Source organism: Rossellomorea sp. RS05, assembly GCF_039822645.1.
Taxonomy (GTDB): Bacteria; Bacillota; Bacilli; order Bacillales; family Bacillaceae_B; genus Rossellomorea; species Rossellomorea marisflavi_B.
Genome location: NZ_JBDKWY010000004.1, coordinates 150,265 through 175,285 on the forward strand (window position 1 = coordinate 150,265; position 25,021 = coordinate 175,285).

Below are 25,021 nucleotides of genomic sequence, written 5' to 3' on the forward strand. Positions count from 1 at the left end.
AGTGATGATGAAGGAAGGCGGTGAAGGACGATGAAGACGGCGGTGAATCTCTCTTTTGAAGAGATGTGGGAGAAAATTATGGCATGCGACCGGACATATGATGGACTGTTCTTCACAGCGGTGAAGACGACGAAGATCTACTGCCGGCCCTCGTGTAGGTCGAGGAAGCCGAAAAAAGTAAACGTGGACTTCTATCAGGAGCGGGCAGAGGCGGAGCAGGCGGGATACCGTGCCTGCAAGAGGTGCAAACCCGAAGAGGAGCATTCGCCGCATATCGGGGTCGTCCAGGAGACGATCGCATTCCTGGTCAACCACCACAAAGAGCCGCTGAAGCTGCAGGATATCGCAGACGGGGTGGGGCTGAGCAGCTATCACCTGGAGCGGGTCTTCAAAGAAGAAACGTCCCATACGCCGCGGATGTATCTGGAGAAGATCAGGATTGATAAGGCGGCGAACTTGCTTCGTGAGTCCGGTCTGACGAATCTTCAAATCTGTTATGAAGTGGGATTCCAGAGTCCGTCCAATTTTTATAAAGTGTTTAAACGCATAAAAGAGTGTTCACCGAGTGAGTACCGAAGGGAGCGGTTGGATGAGGTGGAGTGATCATGGATCGTCGATTGAAATCAGTCTGCCAAAGCCCTTCAGCTTCAAGGAGTGCTTGAGGTTTTTGGCCAGGTCGGACCAGGAAGTGCTTCATCAGGTAGGAGAGGGCGCGGTCCTTAAGCTTCTAAAAGTTGATGGAGAGTTGATTCTCTGTAAGGTCACCTCCTCCGGCGAAGCCTTGAATGTCACGTTCCAGAACACAGCTCCATCAACACGCGCTCGGGCATATGTGTCCGATTTTATAGTGGAGTGGTTTGATCTGGAACAGGACCTCACAGGGTTCATGGAGATGGCTGGACGGGATCCTGTGCTGAAGCCATTCGCTGAGCGGTTCGAAGGCATGCGCATCCTCTGCATACCCGACTTGTTCGAGGCGCTTGTATGGGCCATCCTTGGTCAGCAGATCAACCTGACATTTGCCTATACACTGAAGAAACGCTTTGTTGAACGGTACGGAGAAAGTCTGACGTTCAACGGGAGCACGCATTGGATCTTCCCTTCCTGGGAACGTGTGGCCAGTCTCTCCATCGATGAACTGCGGGAGCTTCAGTTCACGAAGCGGAAGGCAGAGTACATCCTTGATCTCGCAAACGCTATGGCGAAAGGCGAACTCTCCAAAGAGGCGTTACTCCAATTGGATCCATCGGCTATACGGGAGAGGTTACTTGCGATTCGTGGTGTCGGAGCATGGACGGCAGACTATGTGAGGATGAAATGCTTCCATGACCGGACCGCGTTCCCGGTCGCCGACGTCGGTCTTCATCTTGCCCTGAAGGAAGCCCTCGGCCTTGAACGAAAGCCGACAATCGGGGAAATCGAAGAACTCGCAATCAATTGGAAAGGATGGGAAGCCTATGCTACGTTTTATCTCTGGCGATCACTGTACGGAGAAGGAGTATAAACTGGATCTGGACACGCCCCTTGGGATCCTCGAGATCATCGGGACTGCCGAGGCGGTGTCTTCGATCTTATTTGCGGATAGGGAAGAGAAGGAGTACGTTACACAGGACGATACGCCTGACGTGATGATTGATTGCCATGATCAGCTCGTTGAATATTTCAACGGAAGCCGGCGGACGTTCTCATTCCCAGTCCATGTTAAGGGGACCGACTTTCAGAAGCGCGTCTGGGAGGGACTGCTCGACCTGGCTTACGGCGAAACCGGTTCATATAAGGACCTCGCTGTCTCGATCGGCAATGAAAAAGCAATCCGTGCCGTCGGTAGTGCCAACGGGAAGAACAAGCTGAGCATCGTCATCCCGTGCCACCGGATCATCGGGTCCAACGGGACAATGACCGGGTATGCGGGAGGCGTCTGGCGGAAAGAGTGGCTACTGAGACATGAGAGAAATCATGAAAATAGCTGAAAACCGTTCAGGTCTTCAGCTGCTTGGCGATGTACGAGGCTCATGGTACAAGGTTCGATAGGTGGTGCTTAACAGCATAAACACACTGATGCAAAGAAGGATGGTCTGCCAGTCATAAACACGATCCTGATCATATTGATTCGCAATGACCATTAAGACGAGGATGATCATAGAGTAGACGATATACACGCCTTTCTTAATTCGTCCCTTTTGCAGCAGAATCACGACTTCCGATAGGGCAAAAAGGCATGCCATCATCCGTGTGTAGAAAAAGGGATCGTAATAGAAGAGACTGATGGCAAAACCGAGTGCGGCAACCGCGTTGAGGAGGATGGACCACTTGTTGTCTGTCATGAACTTCGCACTCCTTTCTTGTGATGTGTCCCATCATATCATAGATTGGTCCCTTATTTTAGGAGATTTTTTTATTTCCACCAGTGAAACAAACTAATAAAAGTTCTATGTGCAACCGACTCCATACATAACGAAACAGAACTCCCTATGAGAAGGAAGTTCTGTTTTCTTATATCACCGTTTTCTTCCGGTTCATCACCACGTTCACCACAAGCCAAACGCCTTGAATGATGGCCGGGAAAAGGAACGCAGCAGCGAGGATCAGAAACGCCACTAGCTTCGCTTCCGGAGACTGCACAATCCCTGCCCCGTCCACATCCCGCAGCCAGATGAACGCCGAGATCACACCGAACAGGATCACCCAGAACAGGTTGGTCAGCCACCAGAAAGTCCACATTTTCTTCATGTTCTCACTCCATTTCCTATCTCATTCTTTTTCTTATTCTACCGTGTTCGAAGCTTCCTTTTGATGGACCACGGCTTTATTTTCGAGTAAGGCTAGAGACGTAGGGTGGGGGATGGATGTATGGATGGAGAAAGACGGATACGAAAAGAGGCTTCTGTTCCAATCATATGAACAAGGATCTAGTCAGAAATTATACTGAAATAAGGAATCCTGATATTTCCATTCGTAATTATTTTGTCAATAGTCCTGATGAATGATTGTTTCTCCCAAAAACACAATTGTTTTCACCTAGGAAACATATTATAATGAAAAACAATTAAGTCTTCACGTTCTACTACATCAGAGCGAATAATCGTAAAAGAGGGGAACAGCATGGCTAACAAAGAATTGCATCGAGGCCTGGAAGCACGTCACATTCAGATGATTGCTTTGGGCGGTACGATTGGCGTCGGATTATTTATGGGGTCGGCAAGCACGATCCAGTGGACGGGTCCGTCTGTCCTGCTGGCTTATGCGATTGCCGGGATTTTCATCTTCTTCATCATGCGTGCCATGGGGGAAATGCTGTATGTCGAGCCGAGCACCGGTTCATTCGCAACCTTCGGGCACAAATATATCCATCCACTTGCCGGGTACATGACGGCGTGGAGCAACTGGTTCCAATGGGTCATCGTCGGGATGGCCGAAATCGTCGCAGTAGGGGCGTACATGCAGTACTGGTTTCCTGATCTGCCGGCGTGGATACCGGGAATCATCGCCATGGCCATCCTGGGTGCGGCGAATCTGATTTCCGTGAAATCCTTCGGGGAGTTTGAATTTTGGTTTGCTCTCATCAAGATCATCACCATCGTCCTGATGATTTTCGCGGGGATCGGCCTGATCTTCTTCGGACTCGGTAATGGGGGAGACGCCATCGGGCTCTCGAACCTGTGGGCGAACGGCGGCTTCTTTGCCGGCGGCTGGTCTGGCTTCTTCTTCGCCCTTTCCCTTGTGGTGGCGGCCTACCAAGGGGTGGAATTGATTGGGATTACGGCCGGTGAGGCACGCGATCCGAAAAATACAATTACGAAAGCGATCCAGAGCATCATCTGGCGGATCCTGATCTTCTATATCGGGGCGATTTTCGTCATCGTCACTGTGTATCCGTGGAATGAGTTGAACGCAATCGGAAGCCCGTTCGTCGCGACATTCGCCAAAGTGGGGATCACGGCAGCGGCCGGCGTCATCAACTTCGTCGTCATCACCGCGGCCATGTCAGGCTGTAACAGTGGGATCTACAGTGCAGGACGGATGCTGTACACGCTCGGCGTGAATGGACAAGCACCGAAATCGTTCACGAAGCTCTCACGTAATGGAGTACCGCTCCTCGGGACGATCGGCGTCATGATCGGACTCGGGATCGGGGTCATCCTGAGCTACATCGCACCGGAGAACCTCTTCGTCTACGTATACAGCTCAAGCGTCCTCCCGGGAATGGTCCCGTGGTTCGTCATCCTGATCAGTCAGATCCGGTTCCGGAAGATAAAGGGTGCCGAACTCGACGATCACCCGTTCAAAATGCCGTTCGCACCGGTCACGAACTATCTGACTCTCGCCTTCCTGGTCGCCGTGCTGGTCGGCATGTGGTTCAATGACGACACTCGCATGTCTCTTATTGTGGGGATTGTTTTCCTTGCGCTGGTGACGATCAGTTACTTTGCGTTCGGGATTGGGAAGAAGGTTCCGTTGGAGGAGAAGGAATTGGATCAATAGAATAGAATTGAGAGGCATCCGATGGTTGGATGCCTCTTTTTTAACCTTGGGGAAGCGTAAGCTGTTTTTATAGGTAATGTACTGAATGTCTTACGTGTTGCTCGTTTCATAGCATGACACCTCTGGAATGAAATTGGTTGGGTGGAATCTGACGGATTGTTCAGGGAGATGTAGGTTTCCTAGAAGATTGATGATAGTGAAAAAATAAATAAAGAGAGCAGAGAGCAGAGAGCAGAGAGCAGAGAGCCAATGTGAAACTGTTGGTATTGAATGTGGAGAATCGAATCAAACTGTACAGGACCGAAACGGTGCCGAACAGACAGGCCATTCCGGTAAGCCTCAACAGGAAGATTCGTATGGAAGGGGACGGTTTATACATGGACAAGACTCCTCTCGCACTGAATGAACAATGTAACTTATGTTCATCTTACCTCATAAATATAAATTCATCCATAAATGTAATTTTAAAGAAAACTCTTGCGATACGGATGGACTGACCCCTGCATAACCGTGCATGAAAAGTCGGATGGAGGCATGCTGACCCTGATAATGTATAGGAAGAGGAGGTCATGAAGATGGATTCGCTAAAACAAATGAACCATGCACTGACGTATATCGAGGAGAACCTGACCCAGGAAATCGATTATAGGGAAGTGGCCAAGCGGGCGTTATGCTCTGAGTATCACTTCAAGCGGATGTTCTCGTTCCTGGCAGGCGTCACGTTGTCAGAGTACATTCGCCGGAGGCGCTTGACTCTTGCTGCCTTTGAACTGAAGCAGGACGGGGTGAAGGTGATTGATGTGGCGGTGAAATATGGATATCATTCACCTGATTCGTTCGCCAGGGCCTTTCAGCAGCTTCATGGGATCACGCCTTCAGAAGCCAGGAAGAGTGGGCTTTCACTCAAAGCGTATCCACCGATGACCTTCCAACTGGCCATTAAGGGAGGAAATGAAATGAACTATCGAATAGAAGAAAAAGGGGCATTTCGCATCGTTGGCCTGAAGGAACGCGTCCCGATCCAGTTCGAAGGCGTAAACCCGAAGATTGCTGCCTTGTGGGAGCGTTTGACGGAAGACATGATCAAGGAATTGAAGGACCTGTCCGATGTGGAGCCAACGGGACTAATCAGTGCTTCCGCCCGCTTTTCTGAAGAACGGATGGAGGAAAAGGGAGAGCTTGATCATATAATCGGGGTGGCCACATCGAAGGAATGCCCAGCCCGGTTCGCGGATCTTGAGGTGCCGGCTTTGACATGGGCAGTGTTCGAATCCGTCGGTCCCTTTCCTGAAACACTTCAAGACGTCTGGGGACGGATTTACTCCGAATGGTTCCCCTCATCCGGGTACGAACTTGTGGAAGGACCGGAACTTTTGTGGAATGAAAGCAAGGATCTGTCTTCACCGACCTATAGAAGTGAGATTTGGATCCCGGTGAGGAGAAAATAATGGAGGAAGGGAGATCCGTCACGGGTCTCCCTTCTTGCTTATCTCGAAATATGTAAAATCTCATACACAGTCAGGTGCTCTGACGCCACAACATCCGGTTTCTCTTCATAAAAACGAAAATGACTGTAGCCCCATTTATCCGGATTATAAACCAGTACATTTCCCAAGCATTCTCCGGATTTTTCCACGTTGACGGCCTCAAGAAGGGAGTGGTCCGCTAATGAAGAAGTCTTGGCAATACGGCCAGCGTATTCTATAACGTACTGACTGTTGGAAAAGTCCGGGTCTACGTCGAGGATCAGGGGGACACCGATCTGAATCTGCTGCCAGCCGAAAGAGTCCAGGATATTGTCATAATATCCATGGAATAGAAAGGTGTTCATACCTTCATGGTTGTTCCACATATAGAAAGGTGCGTAAGAGTTATAGAGTTGACCGTTCTTCCCTGCTTCAGTGATTAAATAGGCTTTGAAATTGAGTCCGTTGAACCCATCCGTCTTCGTTCCGTTTTCTTGAACTCTGTTTCTGATGATCCCCATATCATAATCCTTTGGCAGGACGACTTTGTATTGCATGCCAATCATGTTCATCACTCTCTTTCAATGGTATAGATTCATGATAATCCTGCAGAGATTAGGTGTAAAATAGGTAGAAATGATGCTGGTCATCATGAAACCTGATAGCAGGAAAAGAGCTGAACGATATGGAAATCAATGACCTTATTATATTCAAAACGGTCGTAACAGAAGGGTCGATCAGTAAGGCTGCCAACGTATTGGGCTATGTGCAGCCTCATCTGACGGAACGGATCAAACGGCTGGAGCAAGAACTGGACACACCGTTACTCCACCGATCGAATAAGGGCGTCACCACCCTTCCATCAGGAGATGTGCTGGTCGACTACGCAAATAAGATCTTGAACCTGGTGGACGAAGCCAAACATGAAATCAAAAGGACCAACGCCCTTCCTTACCGCATCGCCACATCCCCATCGATTCTGTCCAGCTATGTCAGCAAACGGATAGGCGGGACGTTCACGAAGTACGAATTGACGATCGAGAACAGCAGCCAATTGCATTCATTGTTAAGGAATGAAAAGGTGGATATGGTCATCACGTATGGAACGTATGCCGATTCGGACTTCCGACAAGTAGGTAGCCACCCTATTTCAATGGGATTGCAGAAAGCGAAGGGGAAGACGATCATGGATTATTCAAACGAATATTTCTTTGTCAGTCAGGACCGGCAATGCCCCTTCAGGAAGCGTACGATTGACTTTATGGAGGAGAAGCATATCCCCAAGGAGAAACTTCAACCGTTGGATTCTTTCTCACTGATCCAGGAATTCATCTCAGAGGGAAAAGGCATCGCCTTTCTGCCTATAAATGATGAGCAACTAGGAAGAGTAGAAGATGTAGGGGAAGAAAGCTTGCCTGTACACTTCTATACGATGCGTGAATCAGGGCGGGAGATTCCTGTTGGACTGTTGTCTTAAGATTTTTCCTCTTCAACATTTCATGACTCAACACGATATAATAGGTGATAACAGATTGATAGACATATAAAAGGAGACGATCACATGCCTTATTGTAAAGTCCGGAAAGCAGACATCTATTATGAAGAAATAGGAGAAGGCACCCCCATCATCATGATCCATGGCTTTTCACCTGATCATCGTTTAATGAAAGGGTGCATGGAGCCGGTATTCAACGAACGGCATGGGTGGAGGCGGATCTACATAGACCTTCCAGGCATGGGCTCGACGAAGAATTATGACGGGATTAAATGTTCCGATGATATGTTGGAAGCAGTCCATGAGTTCATTCAGACCGTGATTCCTAATCAGAAGTATGTCATAGCGGGCGAGTCATACGGTGGTTACTTAACCAACGGCCTGATCCATAAGGATGAACATAACATCCTTGGCGCAGCATTCATCTGTCCATTGATTAAGCCCAATCATCAGGATCGGACCGTGCCGGAGCACGAGGTTTTGAAGATTGATGAGAATTTCATCAGCACACTGAGTCAGAATGAACTTGAAGACTTCAGGAGCAACAATGTGGTGCTGAATAAGTCGACATGGGAGAGATACAACAACGAGATCATAAGTGGAATTAGGCTGGCGGATCGTGCCTTTTTGGAGAAGGTCCAGGAGAATTATGGTTTTTCATTTGAGGTCGGTCAATCGGTCTTTGCCAAGCCAAGTTTGTTCCTCCTCGGGAAACAAGACGCGACGGTCGGATACCAAGATGCCCTTGAATTAGAAGAGAAGTATCCACGTGGTACATTTGCCGTAGTGGACCAGGCAGGGCATAACTTGCAGATTGAGCAGCCGGGGATTTTTAATGCTCTAGTAGGAGAATGGTTGGAGCGGGTTGAAGAAACCATCTAATATGAGGTGAAAAAACAGAACTTCGGGATGTGAAGTTCTGTTTTTATTTTAAAATTCCTATTGATATGATGGCAATGGCTTGAACGTTCTGTACGATGCTAATGCAAATGATGTGATCACTGCTTACATACGTACAATACGAATGGTCAATTATTAGCTCGTAAGGAAGGCAGTACCCGTTATTATTACCATTCCAATGCTCATCGAGATGTGGTGATGGTAACAAAGAATGGTGGAACAATGAAAGCGAACATGATTGTTACATCATACGTATATGATGCATGGGGGAATGTCCTCTACCAGGAAGGCAGTTATGCTGCGAAGAACCCTCATCGCTATGCCGGGTACCAATTTGATGTTGAAACCAATAACTACTATTTAATGGCTCGTTTTTACAATCCGAAAGCCGGCGTATTTACTTCAATGGACCTTGAGCCCGGGGATGACGATGATATTCTTACTCAAGATGTCTACACGTATGCGAATAACAATCCTGTCATGTTAGTGGATCCAGATGGTCATTATGTGTGACTTGCTATAAATGCTGGGTTTGCGGCTTATGATGGTTACAAAGCGTATAAAGCAGGAAAGAAAGCTTGGAAGTAGGGCTGGAAGCTTGCGGAATCTGTTGCTAGGGCAACTGGAAGTAATTTTGTTAAAGTTGGCCATCTGAAAAAAGCTGGTAAAGTCCTGAAAGCAGTCAAAAAAAGTAAACAAAAGCATGGCTAATAACCACAGATACCATATTACTGAGAATGCGACAAATAAAGAGGTGAAAATTGGTATAATTAAATAAGAATGGAACATCTCCACGAGCTCAAAGACAAGTTAATGCTTGGAATAAAAATAGTCCTGGTCAGTATAAAGCTGTAATAATTCATCAAAATATTCGAGGTAGAAGTCGAGCCAAGCAATGGGAAAAGGCGTCTGTGAACCGAGAATATAGAACAGGGAATCTTGATTTAAGTCAAAAGAAGCATAAGAGGCCTCAGCCAAGAAGGTAAAGGAGTCTGAAAAGTATGAGTAATAAGATGAAAAAACCAGTTCCTGGACAAGTATATACAGCCCAATTTCCTAATCATTACTGGTTTGCCCTCGTTGTATTGAATGTAGTTGAAAATTCGTATTTGGTCTATACGACTTCGTATTATAGTAAAATTCCTCCAGAAATTGAGGATCCTTACTTGTAACAATTTTACTATGGTTATGATTTACATTTAAAACGCCCCGAACCATCCATCTATTGGATTGATGGGAAGCCTGGAGATAATTATAAATTGATCGGGGAAATTGATTTAAAAGGAAAAAATGAGATCAAGAAGAGTAATTGGTACAGTGGAATATGGAAGCAGTTTTTTCCAAGTGACCTTATGAGAGACAAACAAAAAGAATCAGAGATTGTCTATAAGCAAGAACCTACAGTGCTGGAAGGTGATTATTCTGAAGAGCTAGATGAGAAGACCTTTTGGTCGTTAATTGATCTCATTGATATGGATCAAGAGGATCCAATGGAGGCATTAATCTGTCATTTGGAAAAATTACCTGTTGAAACAATCTATGCATTTGAAGAGACACTTAGCCACAAGCTCTTTTTATTGAATAGGCCAGAACATGCTGGAGTTGATGGTGAGTCAGAAGAATACCTCTCACCCGATGCCTTCCTTTATGCACGTTGTGCAGTGATCACAGAAGGTCAACATTATTTTGATCAGGTAGTCAAAGAGGCAGCGGAAATTGACTTAGAGTGGGATGCAGAAGAGCTCCTGGAAGTGGCAAGTGAAGCTTATAGTAGAAAAACCGGTGAGACTTTTGATTATGTTAGTAGTTTTGATTATGAAACTTACTCGAATACATCTGCTTGGGAAAAATGAAATAATCAGAAATGAAAACAAACAACCTGAACTTGATTGAATGATTTGATAGTAAGTCACTTTTGTGAGACGGGTAGTCCCAATTTTTACATCAATATGCACAAATTTGGAGTGCTGTACCTATATAAAAAAGCTATAAATACCAGCTGTTGCTTCATACTGAAGGCAGCACCCGATACGATACCATGGCTTAAATCAGTCGATAGGTTGAGATGGTGGAAGAGGCGTAAGCGAAAAGCAAAGCTAGACGCTATAAAGAATCCTAAGAAAGTAATCTATCAAGACGGACGGTGCAAGGAAACATGTAGGTGAAAAAGCGCATGTGGTTATAAATGCAAGGGTCAAGTAATAACGGTTTTGGGAGTTCAAGTCAATAGGCAATAAAACAGTTTCTTCCACAAGGATCAGGAAATAAAGCTGTGAAGAGAGCATTAACATTAGGGCATGAAAATTAAAATTCCTAAGTAGGAGAATTTTATATGGCTATAATTTCTGACTTAACGATTCAACTTGAACTCCTTCCAAGAAAATATAATGGAAAAGAAGATGACCCGTTTATCTATTCATTTTTGGGGATTTCAAGAAATGAAATACCAGTATTTAACTTGCTTGCATCCCTACTATTAAAGTCAGAATACGAAAAAATAGTTAACAATTTGTCATTATTAATTGAGAACAAACCGCAGTCCTTTTACTTCGAATCCATAGAACCTTTCATTAAGTTACACGTACACAAACAAACAAAAGGATATAAGTGGGTTATTAGTATTGTCGACTATAATGACAAAGAGGAATTTAAAGTCGATATTTTATGCGATGAAAAAGATCTGCATCAATTTATAGACGATCTATCTAAAGAATTATCTAATGTTCAACCCAGTCGGTACCTTCCTTAAAGATTACCGTTTCAATAATGAAGAGTGTTTAATAAAAGTAGCTTGAACTTATTTGAAATGAGAAGACTTTGATATTGAATTGGGGGCTTCTTTTTATGATTCTCTCCTGGCTCGTCCATTTAAAGAGTCAATAATGATAAAGATTCCGTCATGAATAAGAATTGTTTTTAAGTATATAAACTCATTTAACTTTGATATGGTTTGCGGTGAATGCTGTCATTGCGACATGTGATGGCTACAAAGCATATAAAGCAGGAAAGTAAGGCGGTAAGAAGGGCAGAAAGCTTGCGCGTGTCGTAGACAGCTGGAATTAATTTTGTGAAAGTTGCCCACCTGAAGAAGGTTGGAAAAGCAGTTGGATTTGCAAAAAAGCAAAGAAACCATAAGCTCTAGTGGGCTCCTATACTGTTTTTAAGAACGGGATGAAATATCATGATATAGGACCAAAATCTAGAGCTAGAGCGTCAGGTAGGTCGAAAACAAAAACTGAAGAAATCCAAGTGTTAAGAATTCATTGGACTCTAGCAAAAAAATGAAAACGCTGCGTTTATAGATGAGAATGCCAGGATAATGAAAGATGGTGGAGTTGTACCGAAATAGGGCAATTAAAATGCAATAAACAGTCCAGGATTGAACGTATCAAAAAAGATAGCAGGAGAGAATTCTTTTTCTTCTCTATTTCTTAAGGGAGGTTAGGGCTAATGCCAATCAAGCGCTTAAGAAAAATACATGATGGCCGAATTATTGTTGAGGATAATAACTTATCTTATCACTTAGAATATATTAAAGAGAACGATGAAAAAAAGCTCCAGATCACCGACTATTATTTTAAAATGGATAATTTAGATTTTTTAAGAGAGTGTCCAGGGGTGGAGGAAATTTATATTTCCAGTAGCTACATCACTGATATTGAAGGTTTATATGATATAAAATCCCTGAAAAAATTAAGTATTCATGTTCCTGGAATCTCACTTGATTTAACGTGTTTCCCTGATTTAATAGATTTGGATATAGAATGGAATAGTAAAATGAAAGGGTTATCATCTAGAACAAGACTAAAGGAATTAATGCTTTATAATTACAAACCCAAAAATAAAAATTTAATTGAATTGGAAGAAATGTTTGACTTAACATCATTAATAATAACTCTATCCAATATTACTTCTTTTGAAGGTTGTACCTCTCTAGGGAATCTTAAGCGTTTGGAATTGAATTATTGTAGAACAGCTTTGAATTTAGATGAATTATCTAGTCTAACACTTGAAGAGATTAGTATTGAAAACTGTAAGAAATTTCTCAACATGGACTCATTAAGTAAAATAAAAACCTTGAAGAAAATTATGTTGGAAGGGTGCGGAAAAATACCTAGTATACAATTCATATCTGAAATGCCGTCACTATCCCATTTTGCTTTTGTTAAGACCGAAGTAGAAGATGGAAATTTAACTCCTCTTGAAAGACTTGATTACGTAGCTTTCGATGATAAGAAACATTATTCGCATTCGTATTCTGATTTTTCAAATCAAAGTCCATATAATTAAAGTATTATTCAATAATAGTTTAAAAGGAATTTATATTTGTGACCATCAACCAGCTAACCAAATTTATAATCCAGGAGCTTTCCGAAGATTATACACCCGTTGCAAACAGTGTTTTGTTAAACAGGAAAGAGGTAATTAATGACTAAAAATATTCACTATCGGAGGTCGCGAGTTGAAATTAACCGATGTATTAGATCAACATTATAATAACTACGATTTTATTTTCTTGGAAAATGCGAACTTTGATTATGTTAAATGCAAGTTAGACGTATATGTAAAAGATCAAAACTGGCTAATTGCTTTTCAAAAGATGGGGGTTTCGAAAGGAGGTCCTGAAACGTGGATATATTATTATACAAATCTCAAGCCAGAGAGTTACGGGTTTGTGGATTGTGAAAATATTGAGCTGAATAAAAATTCGTCCAATCCTTTATTTGAAGGTACGATTACTGTAAATGAAGACGTAACCTTATACAGCTTAAATGAAAACGATTATACAGAAAATAATATTTCAATTCTGGACCCATGTTATATCGACACATATTTGCTACGAGCTTTACATGAACACTACCCTGATTCAATCAATTGGTTTATGCCTAGTGATAAAGTATTAAAAACAATTGATGAAAGTAGTGGTTGGGTTTCTTTTTACAGCACCGAATGTTGGGAACACGTGGAGGTCGAGAGTGAGGCACCAAGTGAAAATCCTTTTTTTATTTCACTAGAACGAGCTATAGCCGAAAAAAATATAGCTTTAGTTGAACCAGGTAGTGAAAATACCCATTGGAGTAATTGGACTGAATATGATTTTGATAAACAAGACGATTGGGAGATGGATTTTGAAGAAAATGAATAAATTTTAAATGGATTTAAAAATACTCTAATCTCCATTGTTTAGTTAAATTAATATATTGGAAAAAAGTATGGCTATTCTATATATGATTATCTCAAAATAGTACTCGGTGTAAGAAAGAGTGGCAACTCAACTGACTTATTGTACTGTAAATATAGCAGATATCTATTATGAAGAAATAGGAGAAGGCACCCCCATCATCATGATCCACGGCTATTCACCTGATCACCGTTTAATGAAAGGGTGCATGGAGCCGGTATTCGACAAACGGGATGGGTGGAGGCGGATCTATATAGACCTTCCAGGCATGGGCTTGACGGATAACTATGACGGGATTAAGAGTTCCGATGATATGTTGGAAGCGGTCCATGAGTTCATTCAGACGGTCGTTCCTGATCAGAAGTACGCTATAGCGGGCGAGTCATACGGTGGTTATTTGACCAACGGCCTGATTCATAAGGATGAACATAACATTCTTGGTGCAGCATTCATCTGTCCAGTGATCAAGCCCCATCATCAGGATCGGACCGTGCCGGAGCACGAGGTTTTGAAGATCGATGAGAATTTCATCAGCACACTGAGCCAGAATGAACTTGAAGACTTCAGGAGCAACAATGTGGTGCTGAATAAGTCGACGTGGGAGAGATACAACAACGAAATCATAAGTGGAATTAGGGTGGCAAATCATGCTTTTTTGGATAAGGTCCAGGAGAGTTATGGTTTTTTATTTGAAATTGGTCAATCGGTTTTTGCCAAGCCAAGCTTGTTCCTCCTCGGGAAACAAGACGCAACGGTGGGGTATCGGGATGCCCTTGAATTAGAAGACAAGTATCCGCGTGGTACATTTGTCGTAGTGGACCAGGCAGGGCATAACTTGCAGATTGAGCAGCCTAGGATTTTTAATGCTTTAGTGGAGGAATGGTTGGAGTTGATAAAAGAAACCATCTGATATGAGGTGAGAAAACAGAACTTCTGGATATGAAGTTCTGTTTTTGTTTAGATACCTAGCATATGCTTAATTAAGCAATGGCTATCTACACATAGAATAGCGAGTTGTTTGGGGAAGCATGGCCTAAGCTCTCCGCCTTGGGAATACCAAGGCTTTTTATTATTGTCCAATGAAGCCACAAAAGGACCGGTTAAACGCAAGGTTCCCTGGTACGATAGAGTCCTGCTTATTTACAATGTGAAAGAGGGGGATAGCATATGTGGAAATATATAGAGTGCGTGGCAATCTACACAAGAAATATTGATGAATCGATAAAATTTTATCAGTCGTTAGGGTTGAAAATGAATTGGGATACATACCAGGATTCAGATAATAGGTGGAGACTAGTTGGGATGGGGTTTCCAAGTGGGGAAACAGAACTGGTACTGAAGAATAATGAAAGTCTAAACTTTACAGAGGTGGAGATTAGAGTAGAGGATGTCCGGAAGGCATACAAAGAACTGAGTGAGAATCCCAATGTAGAGTGGATACAAGAACCATTTGAAAATGCTCTGGGGGGGCACGTAGCTGTGATGAAGGCACCTGATGGTAATGTTTTTGTTTTGGTTGGGAAGTGATGAGTCTAATGTAGAATGGGAATATACCTGTGAAGCGGTAACTAAAGTATTTGAATACGAATTCGAAGGTCAATGTCTATTTTAAGGGATGATATGTATCAAGATGGAGAGACGCATATGACATCTGTTCATACGTGTATTAAATTGAAGGATTAATCACCGTTAATGGTGGTTAATCCCTTTATTCTTACTACTCTCATTTAGATACTTGTAGCTTGCTCTATTCATTTTTTATGTGGTAGCTTTACGATTCGATCCACCCATATTTCTCGGTTCATTGGAAGAGAATGCACTATGACTTTTTTAGTATCCAGCATGACTGGAAAACTCGGTATTTTATCGTCAATATCAACTACTTTTGCTCTGACTCCACTGGAAAGTTGAACGGTTGAATAAAGTGGATATATTTCCAATAGAGTGCAAAGTTCCATAAGATAGTTTTCATTTATCTCATTTGTATTACTAGCCATCATTTCCAATGCCAGTGGTACGCTAAAAGATTTATGGTAGGACCGGTTGGAGGTGAGGGCAGAATATATATCTAGTATAGATAAAATCTGTGCTTCGAGAATGATCCTTTGACCAGTTAACTTGTTAGGATATCCTGATCCATCAAGTTTTTCGTGATGCTCATTCGCCAGATTTTGAACAAGGGATGAGTAGCCAGATAACAGTAGTGAACCATCAAGTGGATGCCTTTGGATTGTCGTTTTTTCATCATCTGTCAGTGATGAGGGTTTTGATAATATTGTTGAGGGTACTTGTAACTTCCCAACATCATGAAGGAGACAGCCTAGAGTGAATTCCTCAAGATTATCTAGGTCTAAGTGGGTAGCAATTAGTGAGCCGAGGATAAATACGTCAACTGAATGTAAATACGTATAGTAATCATGCTTCTTTAACTGTTTCAGGAGAGCGTTGGTGGTGGGGTTTTGTGAGAATTTTACAAATAGTGATTCCGTAAGTGTATATATACGACTGGAATTAAAAGATCTGCCGTATCGCTTTTCTACTTTCAATTTCTTTAAACAATTAAAAAATTCGTTCTTAGCGTTCATTTTTTCTTCTGAAATTGATTCTATGTTCACAGGTCCTTCACTGATTGGAGCCATTGGAATTAAAATGTAAACTTCTTCGATACCAAAGGACTTTAAACTCTTTATATGTTGATGGGTTAACTTTGTGTTCTTCTTCAACACCAGGGAATGATGTCGGTACGTATCTTTTGCTAGAATATCTCCCGCACTTACGTTTTCTATTTTGTTTTTCATACTTATCAGTTCCAGTATAATGCCCCCTCTACCAAAATAGGTATTATTTACCCAAGAATACATTAAAAAAAACTGAAAACAAGCTAATATAATTTTCCTTAGTATGAATTATTTTGTATTATTCGTATATTTATCTATAAAGAGTTATATGAAAAAAATATTATTTTAAAAGAATATGGGAAAAATATAGTGTATAGCAGAATCTTTCATAATCAAACTAATGGTAAGGTGAAAAAAGGAAGGGTTTTCATTTTAGGATGAAAGTGGTTTTTTCGTTTTGTAAGCCCTTAACGATTACCTAATGCACCTTGTAGGTTGTCTAACTGCTTTTCAGTAGAATAATAATAGAATTCTTTGTAGACCAATTATCATATAAAAATGGAAGGTATAGTGAGAGAATTATTATACAGAAATTATGTATATTTAATGGGAAAATCAGCTCTATTCCCTTTTTTTTATTTAGTCTTAAAAATTGAACAGGGTTCATTTTGAGTCAATTCTAATAATGTGAGTTTTATAGGAGGAATGGACTGCAGTTTATTTGGGGAGAGAGGAAAATGCTCTACATCACATGTTGATGGGAAGCTATAATTCTATCGATACAAGTGGGGTAGGTTTACTTGATAGGGGCCATGCGTTAAGTATCTTAATTCAAAGGAGAGACCATCATGATATCCAACGAGCCACGACGAAGCAGCTAGAAGAAGTAGCCATCCTGTTTAATGAGTACCGCATGTTCTACAATCAGCCATCGGATCTTGCAGGTGGACGAACGTATCTGAAAGATCGCATGTCTAGGAATGATTCTGTCATATTCCAGTCATATTCCTATGCTTTGAAGGGGAGGAGGCAATAGGCTTGACCCAGCTCTACCCGACCTTTTCGTCCATCGGCATGAAAAGGGCATGGATTCTGAATGATTTGTTTGTTGCGAAGGATGCAAGGAGGAAGGGAGTTGGGGATGCTTTGCTTTAGGCAGCGAGAGCGCATGCTCTGGAAACGGGGGCATCCTCACTCAGCCTCAGCACCGCACCCGATAACCTGGAAGCCCAGCGGTTATATGAACGGAATGGGTACAGACAAGATGAAACGTTTCTACATTATGAGTTGAGTCTATAAACGGTAAAGGAGGGGTCATCATGTTGAAACATTTAACCGTCATCGTCACCGGTGCCGCCTCAGGAATCGGGAAAGAGGTCGTGAAATCCTGTCTCCAAGAAGGTGCCAGCGTAATCGGATGTGACATTAATCGAGAAGGGCTCAAAGCATTGATCCAAGAGCTGGGGACAGAAAAAGTACATACGTATCAACTTGATGTAAGCAGCCATCAGGAGGTTTCGGACTTTTTCGCATGGGTGAGCGAGAAACACCCGACCATAAATGGGTTGGTCAATAATGCTGGGATCTATCTTGCAAAGAATCTGTTGGATTACACTTCTGAGGAGGTCGATCAGGTGATGAACATCAACGTGAATGGGGCTCTCTTCTTCACGAAGTTCTTCGCCAAGAATATCCTTGAACAACATCAAACCGGTGTCATTGTGAATCTATCATCTGTATCCGGGATGGAAGGAAGCTCTGACGCAGTGTACGGAGCATCAAAGGCGGCCCTCATTGGGTTGACGAAAAGCAGTGCCATGAATTTCTCTCCTTCACTCCGGGTGAATGCAGTGGCTCCCACCATGGTATTCACCCCTAGGATGGACTCCATTCCTGATTGGAGGAAGGAAGAATACGTCAATCATCAGTTGATCAAGACGCCAGTGACACCGGAGGACGTGGCGGATACGGTGGTGTTTTTGCTTTCGGAAAAATCAAAGCACTATACGGGGGCGACATTTGATTTGAATAATGGTGGGTATCTGAGATAGATACCCTTACTGCACTTGATGATAGTGTTTAATGAACGCCGGGATGCTTACAAATTTAAATGATTTGTTTTAAACATCAATCTTCTATATAGAAGACATAGCTTGGCTACTATACTGCTGGATAGAAGATTGATTTAAACACAAAACTGAGGTGGATAGTTTTTTACTTGATAGGGTACATATTTTTGCTTAATCGGACCCAATTAAGTTTCCAAAATAAAAAGTACCTCGCAGGGGCGAGGTACAACAGGCTGACTAAGGTTAGATGTGAAAATAAAACGATTCATTTTGTGGAAAAACGAAGCTTTATTGGTGTCACTATTAAAGCCTCGCTTGAAAATGCCAATCCCCAGTACCCCCCCGTCCTCAGAAAAGGATGGGATTTTTAATTTCTATTCTCAGGTAAGATCGGATTTTATAATGACTTCTAGTGCCCTTTTCAACACTTCTGTATCACGATCTGACAAGTTCTGAAGAATCTTATTATTCATCTTACTTGTAACAGCTTCAACTTCATCTCTTATAGCTTCGGATTTATGAGTAGCCCTCACTAAAATATTCCTGCGATTGCTTGGGTCAATTGAACGTTCTATTAATGCAAGTTTTTGCATTTTATCTAATATCCCCGAGACGGTAGAAGCTTCTAGATAAACCATTTCTCCAATTTGTTTAGGTGATAGTTGTCCTTCCTTCCATAAACAATTCAATACACCATATTGAGCTGGTGTCACGCCACAGTCCTCTAGCAGCTTGCTGAAATATTTAAAAACCTTATTCTGGCTAGCACTTAGTAAAAAGTTAATACAATCTCTTAATTCCATAGTATCTCCTCCATATTGACAATAGTTATAATAACATGTTAGTTTTTGTTATGAAACATTTTTGTACCAGAAATATTTTGTAGCCAAAAGGAGGTAAAGGTCGATGGATACATTTAAAGCGATTGTTGTAAAAGAGGAACAAGAACAAATAGTGTATGGTTTGGAAGATGTAAATCTTGGCAATCTTTCGGATGGCGAGGTTTTAATCAAGGTATCCTATTCTTCAATTAATTATAAAGATATGCTGGCAGTTCAAAAGGATGGTGGAGTGATCCGGAATTATCCGATGATTCCTGGAATTGATTTAAGTGGAACTGTTGTACAGACAACAGATGATCGTTACACAGAGGGGCAGAAAGTGATTGTTACAGGTTTTGCTCTAGGAATGAGCCATACAGGTGGGTTTGCAGAATACGCGAGGGTTCCGGGAGATTGGATTGTTCCTTTACCAGCCAATCTGTCCTTAAAAGATGCTATGGTTTTTGGAACAGCAGGATTTACGGCTGCCCTCTCTATTTTGGCTTTAGAGGACAAAGGGATGGATATAGAAAACAACCCGAGCATTCTGGTGACTGGTTCAACTGGTGGCGTAGGCAGTATAGCTTTGCAGTTACTATCCAAAATCGGTTACAAAAACATCTCAGCATTAGTGCGAAAAGAACATCAGATAGAAGTAGCAACGTCTTTAGGAGCCACCGAAACTATTTTTACAGAGGAATTAGGAGAACAAAACAAACCGCTGAAAAAGCAAAGATTCGACTTTGTCTTGGATACTGTCGGCGGTGAAATTGCTTCTGTACTCATACCTCAAATTTCATATGGTGGAAGCATGAGTATGTGTGGGAATGCAGGCGGGATTAAATTAACCTCGACAGTGTTGCCGTTCATACTAAGGGGAATAAACATCTTAGGAATTGATTCTGTAAATGTACCAATCGAAAACCGTGGTCATATTTGGGGCAAGATCGCCAACACATGGAATATATCTCAAACTACTCTTATAAATGAAATATCGCTTCTGGAATTGCCTGATACGATAGAGAAGATTAAAAATGGTCTTCATTTGGGAAGAACGATTGTAAAATTTTAAGACGTTTATTTGAGGGTTGCAAAGTTTGAAATGAATTTTCCATTTTCCTCCCGATAAAAAGTTCGATACGATCCCTTTACTAAAAGAACATGTGGTTGTCGTTATGCACGTAGAGCACCCACTTTATCAAAAGGAAACAATTAGCATCTATGACCTACAAGAGGAAAACATAGTAATGGAAAAAGGAGGATAAGAGGAGCTGATTTATACACTATTCAGGGCCCGTAACTTGACTCCCAAAGTGCGATTTGAAATGGAGTATGTCGAGACAGGATTAAGCATGATACAAGAAGGATTAGGAGTGACCATTACAACTAAAAAAATAGTGGGACGTTGCCTGACCAAGTCGTTTTACGTGAGTTAAAACCAGTTACGTATAGAGGAACCAAATTAGCCGTGCAAGATAGTAAATATATGTCCAAAGCAACAGATGCCTTTATTCAAACAGCTCTTACTCTTTTTGCTGCCGACGATCTGGAAATGAAATAGGACAACCCCCAGTATATAAAAAGACCAACACATAATAAGCTAGCCCTTACCCATTGCAAAAGGATTCTCTTGCAATGGGTAAGGGCTAGCTTACTGGGATTGACAAAAAAAGCAGTGATATGAATTTTCCCCTTCGATTCGGATATTCCCCCCTATGATGAACTCCATCCCCGATCGGAGGAAGGAAGAATACGTCCATCATCAGTTGATCAACACGATGTGACGCCGGGGAATGTCGCGGATACTGTGATGTTTGATTCTCCAATAGATAGCACTATACGGGGTTTGAATAAAGGTGGATGTCTCAGATGACCATCATCAATCATCCATTAGGTAGTACGGTTTTTTTCTCCCCACTCACATAACTGCTCCAATAATGGCAATAGGGATTCGCCTTTGGGTGTAAGACTGTACTCCACTTTAGGCGGGATTTGTGGATATTCCTTTCGTTTGACCATCCCGTCTGCTTCCAACTCTTTCAGTTGTGAACTCAATGTTTTAAAGGTGATCGCTCCGATCCTTCTTTTCATGTCATTAAAGCGAACGGGTTGATTTTCCGCAAGGAGATACAGAATCAGCATCTTCCATTTACCTCCAATGACGGATAACGTATACCCGAAGGATGTCTCTTGAATCGTTCCCTTTTCGTTAAATTCAGCCATACTCATGTTGACACTATCCTTTCTGATAGTACCTATCTTTATTGTGCGTACTGTTTTTCTCTTTGTTTCCATTTTATACTGACCTTACATTGAGATAAAGGAGAGGATTTCATGGTACATGTTAAAACCTACAACCACAATTTATGGGATCACGGCATTACCCAAGGATACAGCGTCAACGGAACGATTTATGTTTCTGGTCAATTTTCACACGATCAGGATGGAGCGTTTGTGGGCAAGGGGGATATTGAAGCTCAGACCCTTCAAACATTTGAGAACCTCGATCGGGTATTGAAGGAATTCGATGTCACGAAGGCCAATCTTGCGTATGTGGAAGTCTTTCTGACTCATCCGGAAGAGCACTCCGACTGGGTCATCCGACTGTTCAAGGAATACCTGGGGCAGCACAGACCGGCCGGCAGCCTCATCGGTGTGACTCATCTGGCGTTCCCGGAGCAATGGATTGAAGTCAAAGCTGTCGCACACGCTAACTAAACTCTATTTTCAACAAAGGGTTCTTATGTCAGATTAAATCTACGCACCATCCCCCTTTCGGAAGAACTACACAGAAGAATAATAGGCACCTAAACCATTGGTAGCAGGTCTGATTATGGATAGCCATCCCATCACACGTGTCTGTAGTATAGAAAGAAAGAGGTGATGGTATTGAATAAGAAAATCCTTATGGTCACGATGTTTACTTTACTGGTCCTGATGACGCTATCTGCCTGCATGAAGCCGGAGAAATCAGCGGAATCTTCACCTGAAAAGAAGAAGAGCACAGTTTCCGATGAGACTTTTGCCAATATCGAGGATAAATATGACGCTCGCGTAGGTATCTATGCCATCGATACGGGGTCGGACCGGACCATCGACTATCGATCGGAGGAGCGTTTTGCCTTCACTTCCACCTACAAGGCGCTGGCGGCTGCACTTGTGTTGAAACAGAATTCCATGGATGAACTAGAGGAGGTCATCACGTACACCGAGGATGACCTGGTTTCGTACTCTCCCATAACGGAAAAACATGTTGAGACCGGCATGACCCTGGCGGAACTAAGCGAGGCGGCGGTCCGTACCAGTGACAACACGGCCGGCAACTTACTTTTTGAGGAACTGGGAGGCCCTGAACAATTCCAGCAATCTCTAAGGGAGATCGGCGATGACGTGACACAATCCGATCGATACGAGACGGCTTTGAATGAATTCACCCCGGGAAATACCCGTGACACCAGCACTCCGGCGGCCCTTGCCACGAGTCTTCAAGGATTTGCAGTGGGCGGTTTGCTTCCGGACGATAAGCGTGAAATTCTGATAGATTGGATGAAAGGCAATGCGACGGGAGACACGCTGATCCGTGCCGGCGCACCTGATGGCTGGACGGTCGCTGATAAGAGCGGGGCCGGAAGATATGGGACAAGAAATGATATCGCCGTGGTCTGGGCGCCAGATCGGGAGCCGATCATTATGGCAATCATGACCCGCCACGATACAGAGGATGCAGACTATGACGATGCGCTGATTGCCGAGGTAGCCGAAGTCACCCTGGAGGCTTTGAAGTAACATCAAAAATACCATGTTAATAAACGAAGAAAGAGGTCATTAGATGAAATCCGTACTATTAATCGGCCAATCGAATATGGCAGGAAGAGGATTCATAGAGGACGTGCCTCCGATCTACAATGAGCATATCAACATGCTGCGAAATGGTAGGTGGCAGATGATGGCTGAGCCCTTGAATGTAGATCGCCACGTAGCTGGTGTGGGCCCGGCAGCGTCATTCGCTCAAGCTTGGACAGAGGAGCACCCGGGTGAGTCCATCGGTTTGATCCCCTGCGCCGAGGGAGGAAGTTCGATAGATGAGTGGTCGTCTGATGGGATCCTGACCAGACATGCCATTTCCGAAGCGAGATTTGCCATGGAAACGAGTGAACTTGTCGGTATCCTATGGCATCAGGGAGAAAGCGACAGCTACGGTGGACGCTATGAAACGTATAAGGAAAAGGTAGGTTCATTATTCAACCACTTGCGGGGGGAATTGAATGCTCCCGAGATCCCCATTATTATGGGGGAATTGGGAGAGTACCTTGGGGAATCAGGATTCGGAAAGAGTGCGGTGGAGTATAAGCAACTAAACGAAGTGTTAGCTGACGTTGCCCATTCCGAAGAACATACGTATCTTGTCACCTCAAAGGGATTGACGGCCAATCCCGACGGCATTCATATGAATGCCATCTCGCAAAGGAAATTCGGATTGAGGTACTATGAAGCATTCTTGAACCGAACGAATGTGGTAGACAAAGTGGATCAAGAAGACGGATGGATTGAACGAACAACGAATCGTGCAAGGACGAAAAATGAGGAAATCTTTGTTCTTAGCACGAAATTTGCCAATGGAGAAATTCATTTTGAGGAGTTTTCCATCAAGATGGCCAACATTCTTGAACGAAAATAAGATGCACACGTCAAATCGATCTCTATAGAGCAAGATCTGGCAATAGAATATGCCCTGACTTGAGAGAGGTCGTATTAAAATCAGAACCAATTCAGGAATGAGGCCCAACCCCGTTGTATGGAGTTGGGTTTTTATTTTGTTACGGGATTTCCTTGCATATTTATGGAATAAATATATACAATTTCACTTATATGTCTTATTATATGAATATATAATCATATAATAAGATTAGGAGGATAAAGATGTACGAGACAATCATCATCGGTGGTGGGCAAGCGGGCATGGCCATGGGTCATTACTTAAAGAAATCGGGTGGATCCTTTCTGATTCTAGATCAAGCAAGCTCTGCGGGGGAGAGCTGGAGAAAGAGATATGATTCGCTGAAGCTCTTTACCCCGCGGTCGATGTCTTCCCTGCCAGGTCTTCCTCTTAGTGGGGAGGAGGATGTTTACCCGGGGAAGGATGAGGTGGCCTCTTATCTGGAGGAGTATGCGGAGAGGTTCGATCTTCCCCTGAAACTGAAAATGACGGTGGTGAAGCTGGAGAAGGAGAACGGATTGTTCAAGATCTCGACTGATCAGGGGGCCCTGCATGCGAAGCAGATAGTAGTGGCGACAGGACCCTTTCAAAACCCTGCTCTCCCGGTGGAAGCAAGGTCTGGAACCATCCATCAGCTGCATTCCTCCAGCTACAGGCAAGCTGATCAACTCGTTCCCGGGTCGGTGCTCGTGGTGGGAGGCGGCAATTCAGGTGCGCAAATCGCCGTGGAACTGGCCGAAACGCGAACCGTCTATCTGTCTGTCGGATCAAAGATGAAGTTTCTGCCTCAGCGATTAGCGGGGAAGAGCATCTTCTGGTGGTTCAAGCGTCTGGGCGTGTTGAGCGTCACGTCGTCTTCCGGTCCAGGGCGGTATCTCCGGAAACAACCTGATCCAATCTTCGGAAAGGAACTGAAGGAATTGATCAGGAAAGGGAGAGTCATCGTCAAGCCTCGATTCAGGAGTATGGAAGAAGAACGGGTGACTTTTGTGGATGGCACCACGATGGATATTTCAAATATCGTTTGGGCTACAGGATTCAGACAGAATTTTGACTGGATATCCGTTGCTGGTGTACTGGACCCAGAAGGAAAGCCTCTCCACCACAGAGGCGTTTCGCCTGAGAAGGGTCTCTACTTCATCGGACTTCCTTGGCAGCATAGGAGGGGATCCGCCTTGCTGCAGGGTGTGGGGGAGGATGCGAGGTATCTTTATGAGAAGATATGTGGGGGAAGCTGATCTTTGAGTGAAAAGGACATTTGGTATTTTTTC

General features: G+C 43.2%; 26 protein-coding genes and 2 pseudogenes. 22 read left to right on the forward strand and 6 right to left on the reverse strand.

Features of this window, described 5'->3' with window-relative positions; all coding sequences use genetic code 11:
- The first annotated feature begins 30 nt into the window (after positions 1–30).
- Genes ABJ225_RS12775 through ABJ225_RS12785 form a run of 3 tightly spaced genes read left to right on the forward strand, consistent with a single transcriptional unit; the run spans position 31 to position 1,970 of the window.
- The gene (locus ABJ225_RS12775) at positions 31–603 is read left to right on the forward strand and encodes a bifunctional transcriptional activator/DNA repair enzyme AdaA (protein WP_218245366.1); all 573 of its coding nucleotides are present in this window, start codon (positions 31–33) and stop codon (positions 601–603) included.
- Positions 590–1,504 (forward strand): DNA-3-methyladenine glycosylase family protein, encoded by a 915-nt coding sequence (locus tag ABJ225_RS12780; RefSeq protein WP_218245367.1) that lies wholly within the window; start codon positions 590–592, stop codon positions 1,502–1,504. Before ABJ225_RS12775 ends, ABJ225_RS12780 begins: the two co-directional genes overlap by 14 nt.
- Positions 1,458–1,970 (forward strand): methylated-DNA--[protein]-cysteine S-methyltransferase, encoded by a 513-nt coding sequence (locus ABJ225_RS12785; RefSeq protein WP_347320566.1) that lies wholly within the window; start codon positions 1,458–1,460, stop codon positions 1,968–1,970. The genes ABJ225_RS12780 and ABJ225_RS12785 overlap by 47 nt, the downstream gene beginning before the upstream one ends.
- Before the next feature lie 15 nt (positions 1,971–1,985).
- Here ABJ225_RS12785 and ABJ225_RS12790 read toward each other — a convergent pair whose 3' ends face one another.
- Together ABJ225_RS12790 and ABJ225_RS12795 are read right to left on the reverse strand one after the other, a co-directional pair.
- On the reverse strand, positions 1,986–2,324 hold the full coding sequence (locus ABJ225_RS12790; protein WP_347320568.1) for a hypothetical protein: 339 nt from the start codon (positions 2,322–2,324) through the stop codon (positions 1,986–1,988).
- A 169-nt stretch (positions 2,325–2,493) separates the two neighbouring features.
- Positions 2,494–2,730 carry a DUF3923 family protein gene (locus ABJ225_RS12795; protein ID WP_048005514.1) on the reverse strand — a complete coding sequence of 79 codons (237 nt, stop codon included), beginning with the start codon at positions 2,728–2,730 and terminating at the stop codon, positions 2,494–2,496.
- A 372-nt stretch (positions 2,731–3,102) separates the two neighbouring features.
- Between ABJ225_RS12795 and ABJ225_RS12800 the strand changes: the two genes are divergently transcribed.
- Positions 3,103–4,482 (forward strand): amino acid permease, encoded by a 1,380-nt coding sequence (locus ABJ225_RS12800; RefSeq protein ID WP_218245370.1) that lies wholly within the window; start codon positions 3,103–3,105, stop codon positions 4,480–4,482.
- A gap of 575 nt (positions 4,483–5,057) precedes the next feature.
- Positions 5,058–5,930: an AraC family transcriptional regulator gene (locus ABJ225_RS12805; protein WP_347320572.1), complete on the forward strand. Its 873-nt coding sequence runs from the start codon at positions 5,058–5,060 to the stop codon at positions 5,928–5,930.
- 38 nt (positions 5,931–5,968) lie between these two features.
- On the opposite strand, the gene ABJ225_RS12810 is transcribed toward ABJ225_RS12805, so the two are convergent.
- Entirely contained in the window at positions 5,969–6,514 is a 546-nt protein-coding gene (locus ABJ225_RS12810; RefSeq protein WP_347320574.1) for a DUF4865 family protein, read from the reverse strand.
- A gap of 119 nt (positions 6,515–6,633) precedes the next feature.
- Between ABJ225_RS12810 and ABJ225_RS12815 the strand changes: the two genes are divergently transcribed.
- From ABJ225_RS12815 to ABJ225_RS12855, 9 genes and pseudogenes are all read left to right on the forward strand, one after another.
- Entirely contained in the window at positions 6,634–7,425 is a 792-nt protein-coding gene (locus ABJ225_RS12815; RefSeq protein WP_347320576.1) for a LysR family transcriptional regulator, read from the forward strand.
- 84 nt (positions 7,426–7,509) lie between these two features.
- Positions 7,510–8,325, forward strand: coding sequence for an alpha/beta fold hydrolase (locus ABJ225_RS12820; RefSeq protein WP_347320578.1), 816 nt, complete (start codon positions 7,510–7,512; stop codon positions 8,323–8,325).
- A gap of 64 nt (positions 8,326–8,389) precedes the next feature.
- Positions 8,390–8,931 (forward strand): annotated as a pseudogene (locus ABJ225_RS22375) (RHS repeat-associated core domain-containing protein); the annotation flags it as partial.
- Positions 8,932–9,602: 671 nt separating this feature from the next.
- Positions 9,603–10,196: a DUF4240 domain-containing protein gene (locus ABJ225_RS12830; protein WP_347320583.1), complete on the forward strand. Its 594-nt coding sequence runs from the start codon at positions 9,603–9,605 to the stop codon at positions 10,194–10,196.
- Between the two features lie 479 nt (positions 10,197–10,675).
- Positions 10,676–11,092, forward strand: a complete 417-nt coding sequence (locus ABJ225_RS12835) for a WapI family immunity protein (RefSeq protein ID WP_347320585.1) — start codon at positions 10,676–10,678, stop codon at positions 11,090–11,092.
- A gap of 701 nt (positions 11,093–11,793) precedes the next feature.
- Complete coding sequence (locus ABJ225_RS12840) at positions 11,794–12,633, forward strand: leucine-rich repeat domain-containing protein (protein WP_347320587.1); 840 nt, start codon at positions 11,794–11,796, stop codon at positions 12,631–12,633.
- A gap of 172 nt (positions 12,634–12,805) precedes the next feature.
- Entirely contained in the window at positions 12,806–13,489 is a 684-nt protein-coding gene (locus ABJ225_RS12845; protein WP_347320589.1) for a DUF7003 family protein, read from the forward strand.
- A 130-nt stretch (positions 13,490–13,619) separates the two neighbouring features.
- On the forward strand, positions 13,620–14,435 hold the full coding sequence (locus tag ABJ225_RS12850) for an alpha/beta fold hydrolase (RefSeq protein ID WP_347320797.1): 816 nt from the start codon (positions 13,620–13,622) through the stop codon (positions 14,433–14,435).
- A 257-nt stretch (positions 14,436–14,692) separates the two neighbouring features.
- Positions 14,693–15,052 (forward strand): VOC family protein, encoded by a 360-nt coding sequence (locus ABJ225_RS12855; protein ID WP_347320591.1) that lies wholly within the window; start codon positions 14,693–14,695, stop codon positions 15,050–15,052.
- A gap of 224 nt (positions 15,053–15,276) precedes the next feature.
- On the opposite strand, the gene ABJ225_RS12860 is transcribed toward ABJ225_RS12855, so the two are convergent.
- Positions 15,277–16,323 (reverse strand): HD-GYP domain-containing protein, encoded by a 1,047-nt coding sequence (locus tag ABJ225_RS12860; protein ID WP_347320593.1) that lies wholly within the window; start codon positions 16,321–16,323, stop codon positions 15,277–15,279.
- 673 nt (positions 16,324–16,996) lie between these two features.
- On the opposite strand from ABJ225_RS12860, the pseudogene ABJ225_RS12865 reads away from it, so the two are divergent.
- Together ABJ225_RS12865 and ABJ225_RS12870 are read left to right on the forward strand one after the other, a co-directional pair.
- Positions 16,997–17,442 (forward strand): annotated as a pseudogene (locus tag ABJ225_RS12865) (GNAT family N-acetyltransferase).
- A gap of 20 nt (positions 17,443–17,462) precedes the next feature.
- Positions 17,463–18,194 carry an SDR family NAD(P)-dependent oxidoreductase gene (locus ABJ225_RS12870; protein WP_347320595.1) on the forward strand — a complete coding sequence of 244 codons (732 nt, stop codon included), beginning with the start codon at positions 17,463–17,465 and terminating at the stop codon, positions 18,192–18,194.
- A gap of 398 nt (positions 18,195–18,592) precedes the next feature.
- On the opposite strand, the gene ABJ225_RS12875 is transcribed toward ABJ225_RS12870, so the two are convergent.
- Positions 18,593–19,015 (reverse strand): MarR family winged helix-turn-helix transcriptional regulator, encoded by a 423-nt coding sequence (locus ABJ225_RS12875; protein ID WP_347320597.1) that lies wholly within the window; start codon positions 19,013–19,015, stop codon positions 18,593–18,595.
- Between the two features lie 103 nt (positions 19,016–19,118).
- On the opposite strand from ABJ225_RS12875, the gene ABJ225_RS12880 reads away from it, so the two are divergent.
- Both ABJ225_RS12880 and ABJ225_RS22380 read left to right on the forward strand, forming a co-directional pair.
- Positions 19,119–20,105: a YhdH/YhfP family quinone oxidoreductase gene (locus ABJ225_RS12880; RefSeq protein WP_347320599.1), complete on the forward strand. Its 987-nt coding sequence runs from the start codon at positions 19,119–19,121 to the stop codon at positions 20,103–20,105.
- Positions 20,106–20,139: 34 nt separating this feature from the next.
- Complete coding sequence (locus ABJ225_RS22380; protein ID WP_481900626.1) at positions 20,140–20,298, forward strand: LysR substrate-binding domain-containing protein; 159 nt, start codon at positions 20,140–20,142, stop codon at positions 20,296–20,298.
- Positions 20,299–20,923: 625 nt separating this feature from the next.
- Here ABJ225_RS22380 and ABJ225_RS12885 read toward each other — a convergent pair.
- Positions 20,924–21,262 carry a winged helix-turn-helix transcriptional regulator gene (locus ABJ225_RS12885; protein ID WP_347320601.1) on the reverse strand — a complete coding sequence of 113 codons (339 nt, stop codon included), beginning with the start codon at positions 21,260–21,262 and terminating at the stop codon, positions 20,924–20,926.
- 105 nt (positions 21,263–21,367) lie between these two features.
- Here ABJ225_RS12885 and ABJ225_RS12890 point away from each other — a divergent pair, with 105 nt between their 5' ends.
- The 4 genes from ABJ225_RS12890 (at position 21,368) to ABJ225_RS12905 (ending at position 24,988) form a co-directional block, all read left to right on the forward strand.
- On the forward strand, positions 21,368–21,751 hold the full coding sequence (locus tag ABJ225_RS12890; protein WP_347320603.1) for a RidA family protein: 384 nt from the start codon (positions 21,368–21,370) through the stop codon (positions 21,749–21,751).
- Between the two features lie 165 nt (positions 21,752–21,916).
- The gene (gene bla / locus ABJ225_RS12895; protein ID WP_347320605.1) at positions 21,917–22,819 is read left to right on the forward strand and encodes a class A beta-lactamase; all 903 of its coding nucleotides are present in this window, start codon (positions 21,917–21,919) and stop codon (positions 22,817–22,819) included.
- A gap of 43 nt (positions 22,820–22,862) precedes the next feature.
- Positions 22,863–23,711: a sialate O-acetylesterase gene (locus ABJ225_RS12900; RefSeq protein ID WP_347320607.1), complete on the forward strand. Its 849-nt coding sequence runs from the start codon at positions 22,863–22,865 to the stop codon at positions 23,709–23,711.
- A gap of 242 nt (positions 23,712–23,953) precedes the next feature.
- Positions 23,954–24,988: a flavin-containing monooxygenase gene (locus tag ABJ225_RS12905; protein WP_347320608.1), complete on the forward strand. Its 1,035-nt coding sequence runs from the start codon at positions 23,954–23,956 to the stop codon at positions 24,986–24,988.
- The last annotated feature ends 33 nt before the right edge of the window (positions 24,989–25,021 follow it).

Coding starts and splice junctions, on each gene's coding strand:
- ABJ225_RS12775 (WP_218245366.1), top strand. CDS start 31: ATGAAGACGGCGGTGAATCTCTCTTTTGAAGAGATGTGGGAGAAAATT.
- ABJ225_RS12885 (WP_347320601.1), bottom strand. CDS start 21,262: ATGAGTATGGCTGAATTTAACGAAAAGGGAACGATTCAAGAGACATCC.
- ABJ225_RS12805 (WP_347320572.1), top strand. CDS start 5,058: ATGGATTCGCTAAAACAAATGAACCATGCACTGACGTATATCGAGGAG.
- ABJ225_RS12840 (WP_347320587.1), top strand. CDS start 11,794: ATGCCAATCAAGCGCTTAAGAAAAATACATGATGGCCGAATTATTGTT.
- ABJ225_RS12875 (WP_347320597.1), bottom strand. CDS start 19,015: ATGGAATTAAGAGATTGTATTAACTTTTTACTAAGTGCTAGCCAGAAT.
- ABJ225_RS12855 (WP_347320591.1), top strand. CDS start 14,693: ATGTGGAAATATATAGAGTGCGTGGCAATCTACACAAGAAATATTGAT.
- ABJ225_RS12795 (WP_048005514.1), bottom strand. CDS start 2,730: ATGAAGAAAATGTGGACTTTCTGGTGGCTGACCAACCTGTTCTGGGTG.
- ABJ225_RS12880 (WP_347320599.1), top strand. CDS start 19,119: ATGGATACATTTAAAGCGATTGTTGTAAAAGAGGAACAAGAACAAATA.
- ABJ225_RS12800 (WP_218245370.1), top strand. CDS start 3,103: ATGGCTAACAAAGAATTGCATCGAGGCCTGGAAGCACGTCACATTCAG.
- ABJ225_RS12785 (WP_347320566.1), top strand. CDS start 1,458: ATGCTACGTTTTATCTCTGGCGATCACTGTACGGAGAAGGAGTATAAA.
- ABJ225_RS12835 (WP_347320585.1), top strand. CDS start 10,676: ATGGCTATAATTTCTGACTTAACGATTCAACTTGAACTCCTTCCAAGA.
- ABJ225_RS12870 (WP_347320595.1), top strand. CDS start 17,463: ATGTTGAAACATTTAACCGTCATCGTCACCGGTGCCGCCTCAGGAATC.
- ABJ225_RS12780 (WP_218245367.1), top strand. CDS start 590: ATGAGGTGGAGTGATCATGGATCGTCGATTGAAATCAGTCTGCCAAAG.
- ABJ225_RS12815 (WP_347320576.1), top strand. CDS start 6,634: ATGGAAATCAATGACCTTATTATATTCAAAACGGTCGTAACAGAAGGG.
- bla (WP_347320605.1), top strand. CDS start 21,917: ATGGTATTGAATAAGAAAATCCTTATGGTCACGATGTTTACTTTACTG.
- ABJ225_RS12820 (WP_347320578.1), top strand. CDS start 7,510: ATGCCTTATTGTAAAGTCCGGAAAGCAGACATCTATTATGAAGAAATA.
- ABJ225_RS12890 (WP_347320603.1), top strand. CDS start 21,368: ATGGTACATGTTAAAACCTACAACCACAATTTATGGGATCACGGCATT.
- ABJ225_RS12860 (WP_347320593.1), bottom strand. CDS start 16,323: ATGAAAAACAAAATAGAAAACGTAAGTGCGGGAGATATTCTAGCAAAA.
- ABJ225_RS12790 (WP_347320568.1), bottom strand. CDS start 2,324: ATGACAGACAACAAGTGGTCCATCCTCCTCAACGCGGTTGCCGCACTC.
- ABJ225_RS12900 (WP_347320607.1), top strand. CDS start 22,863: ATGAAATCCGTACTATTAATCGGCCAATCGAATATGGCAGGAAGAGGA.
- ABJ225_RS12905 (WP_347320608.1), top strand. CDS start 23,954: ATGTACGAGACAATCATCATCGGTGGTGGGCAAGCGGGCATGGCCATG.
- ABJ225_RS12810 (WP_347320574.1), bottom strand. CDS start 6,514: ATGATTGGCATGCAATACAAAGTCGTCCTGCCAAAGGATTATGATATG.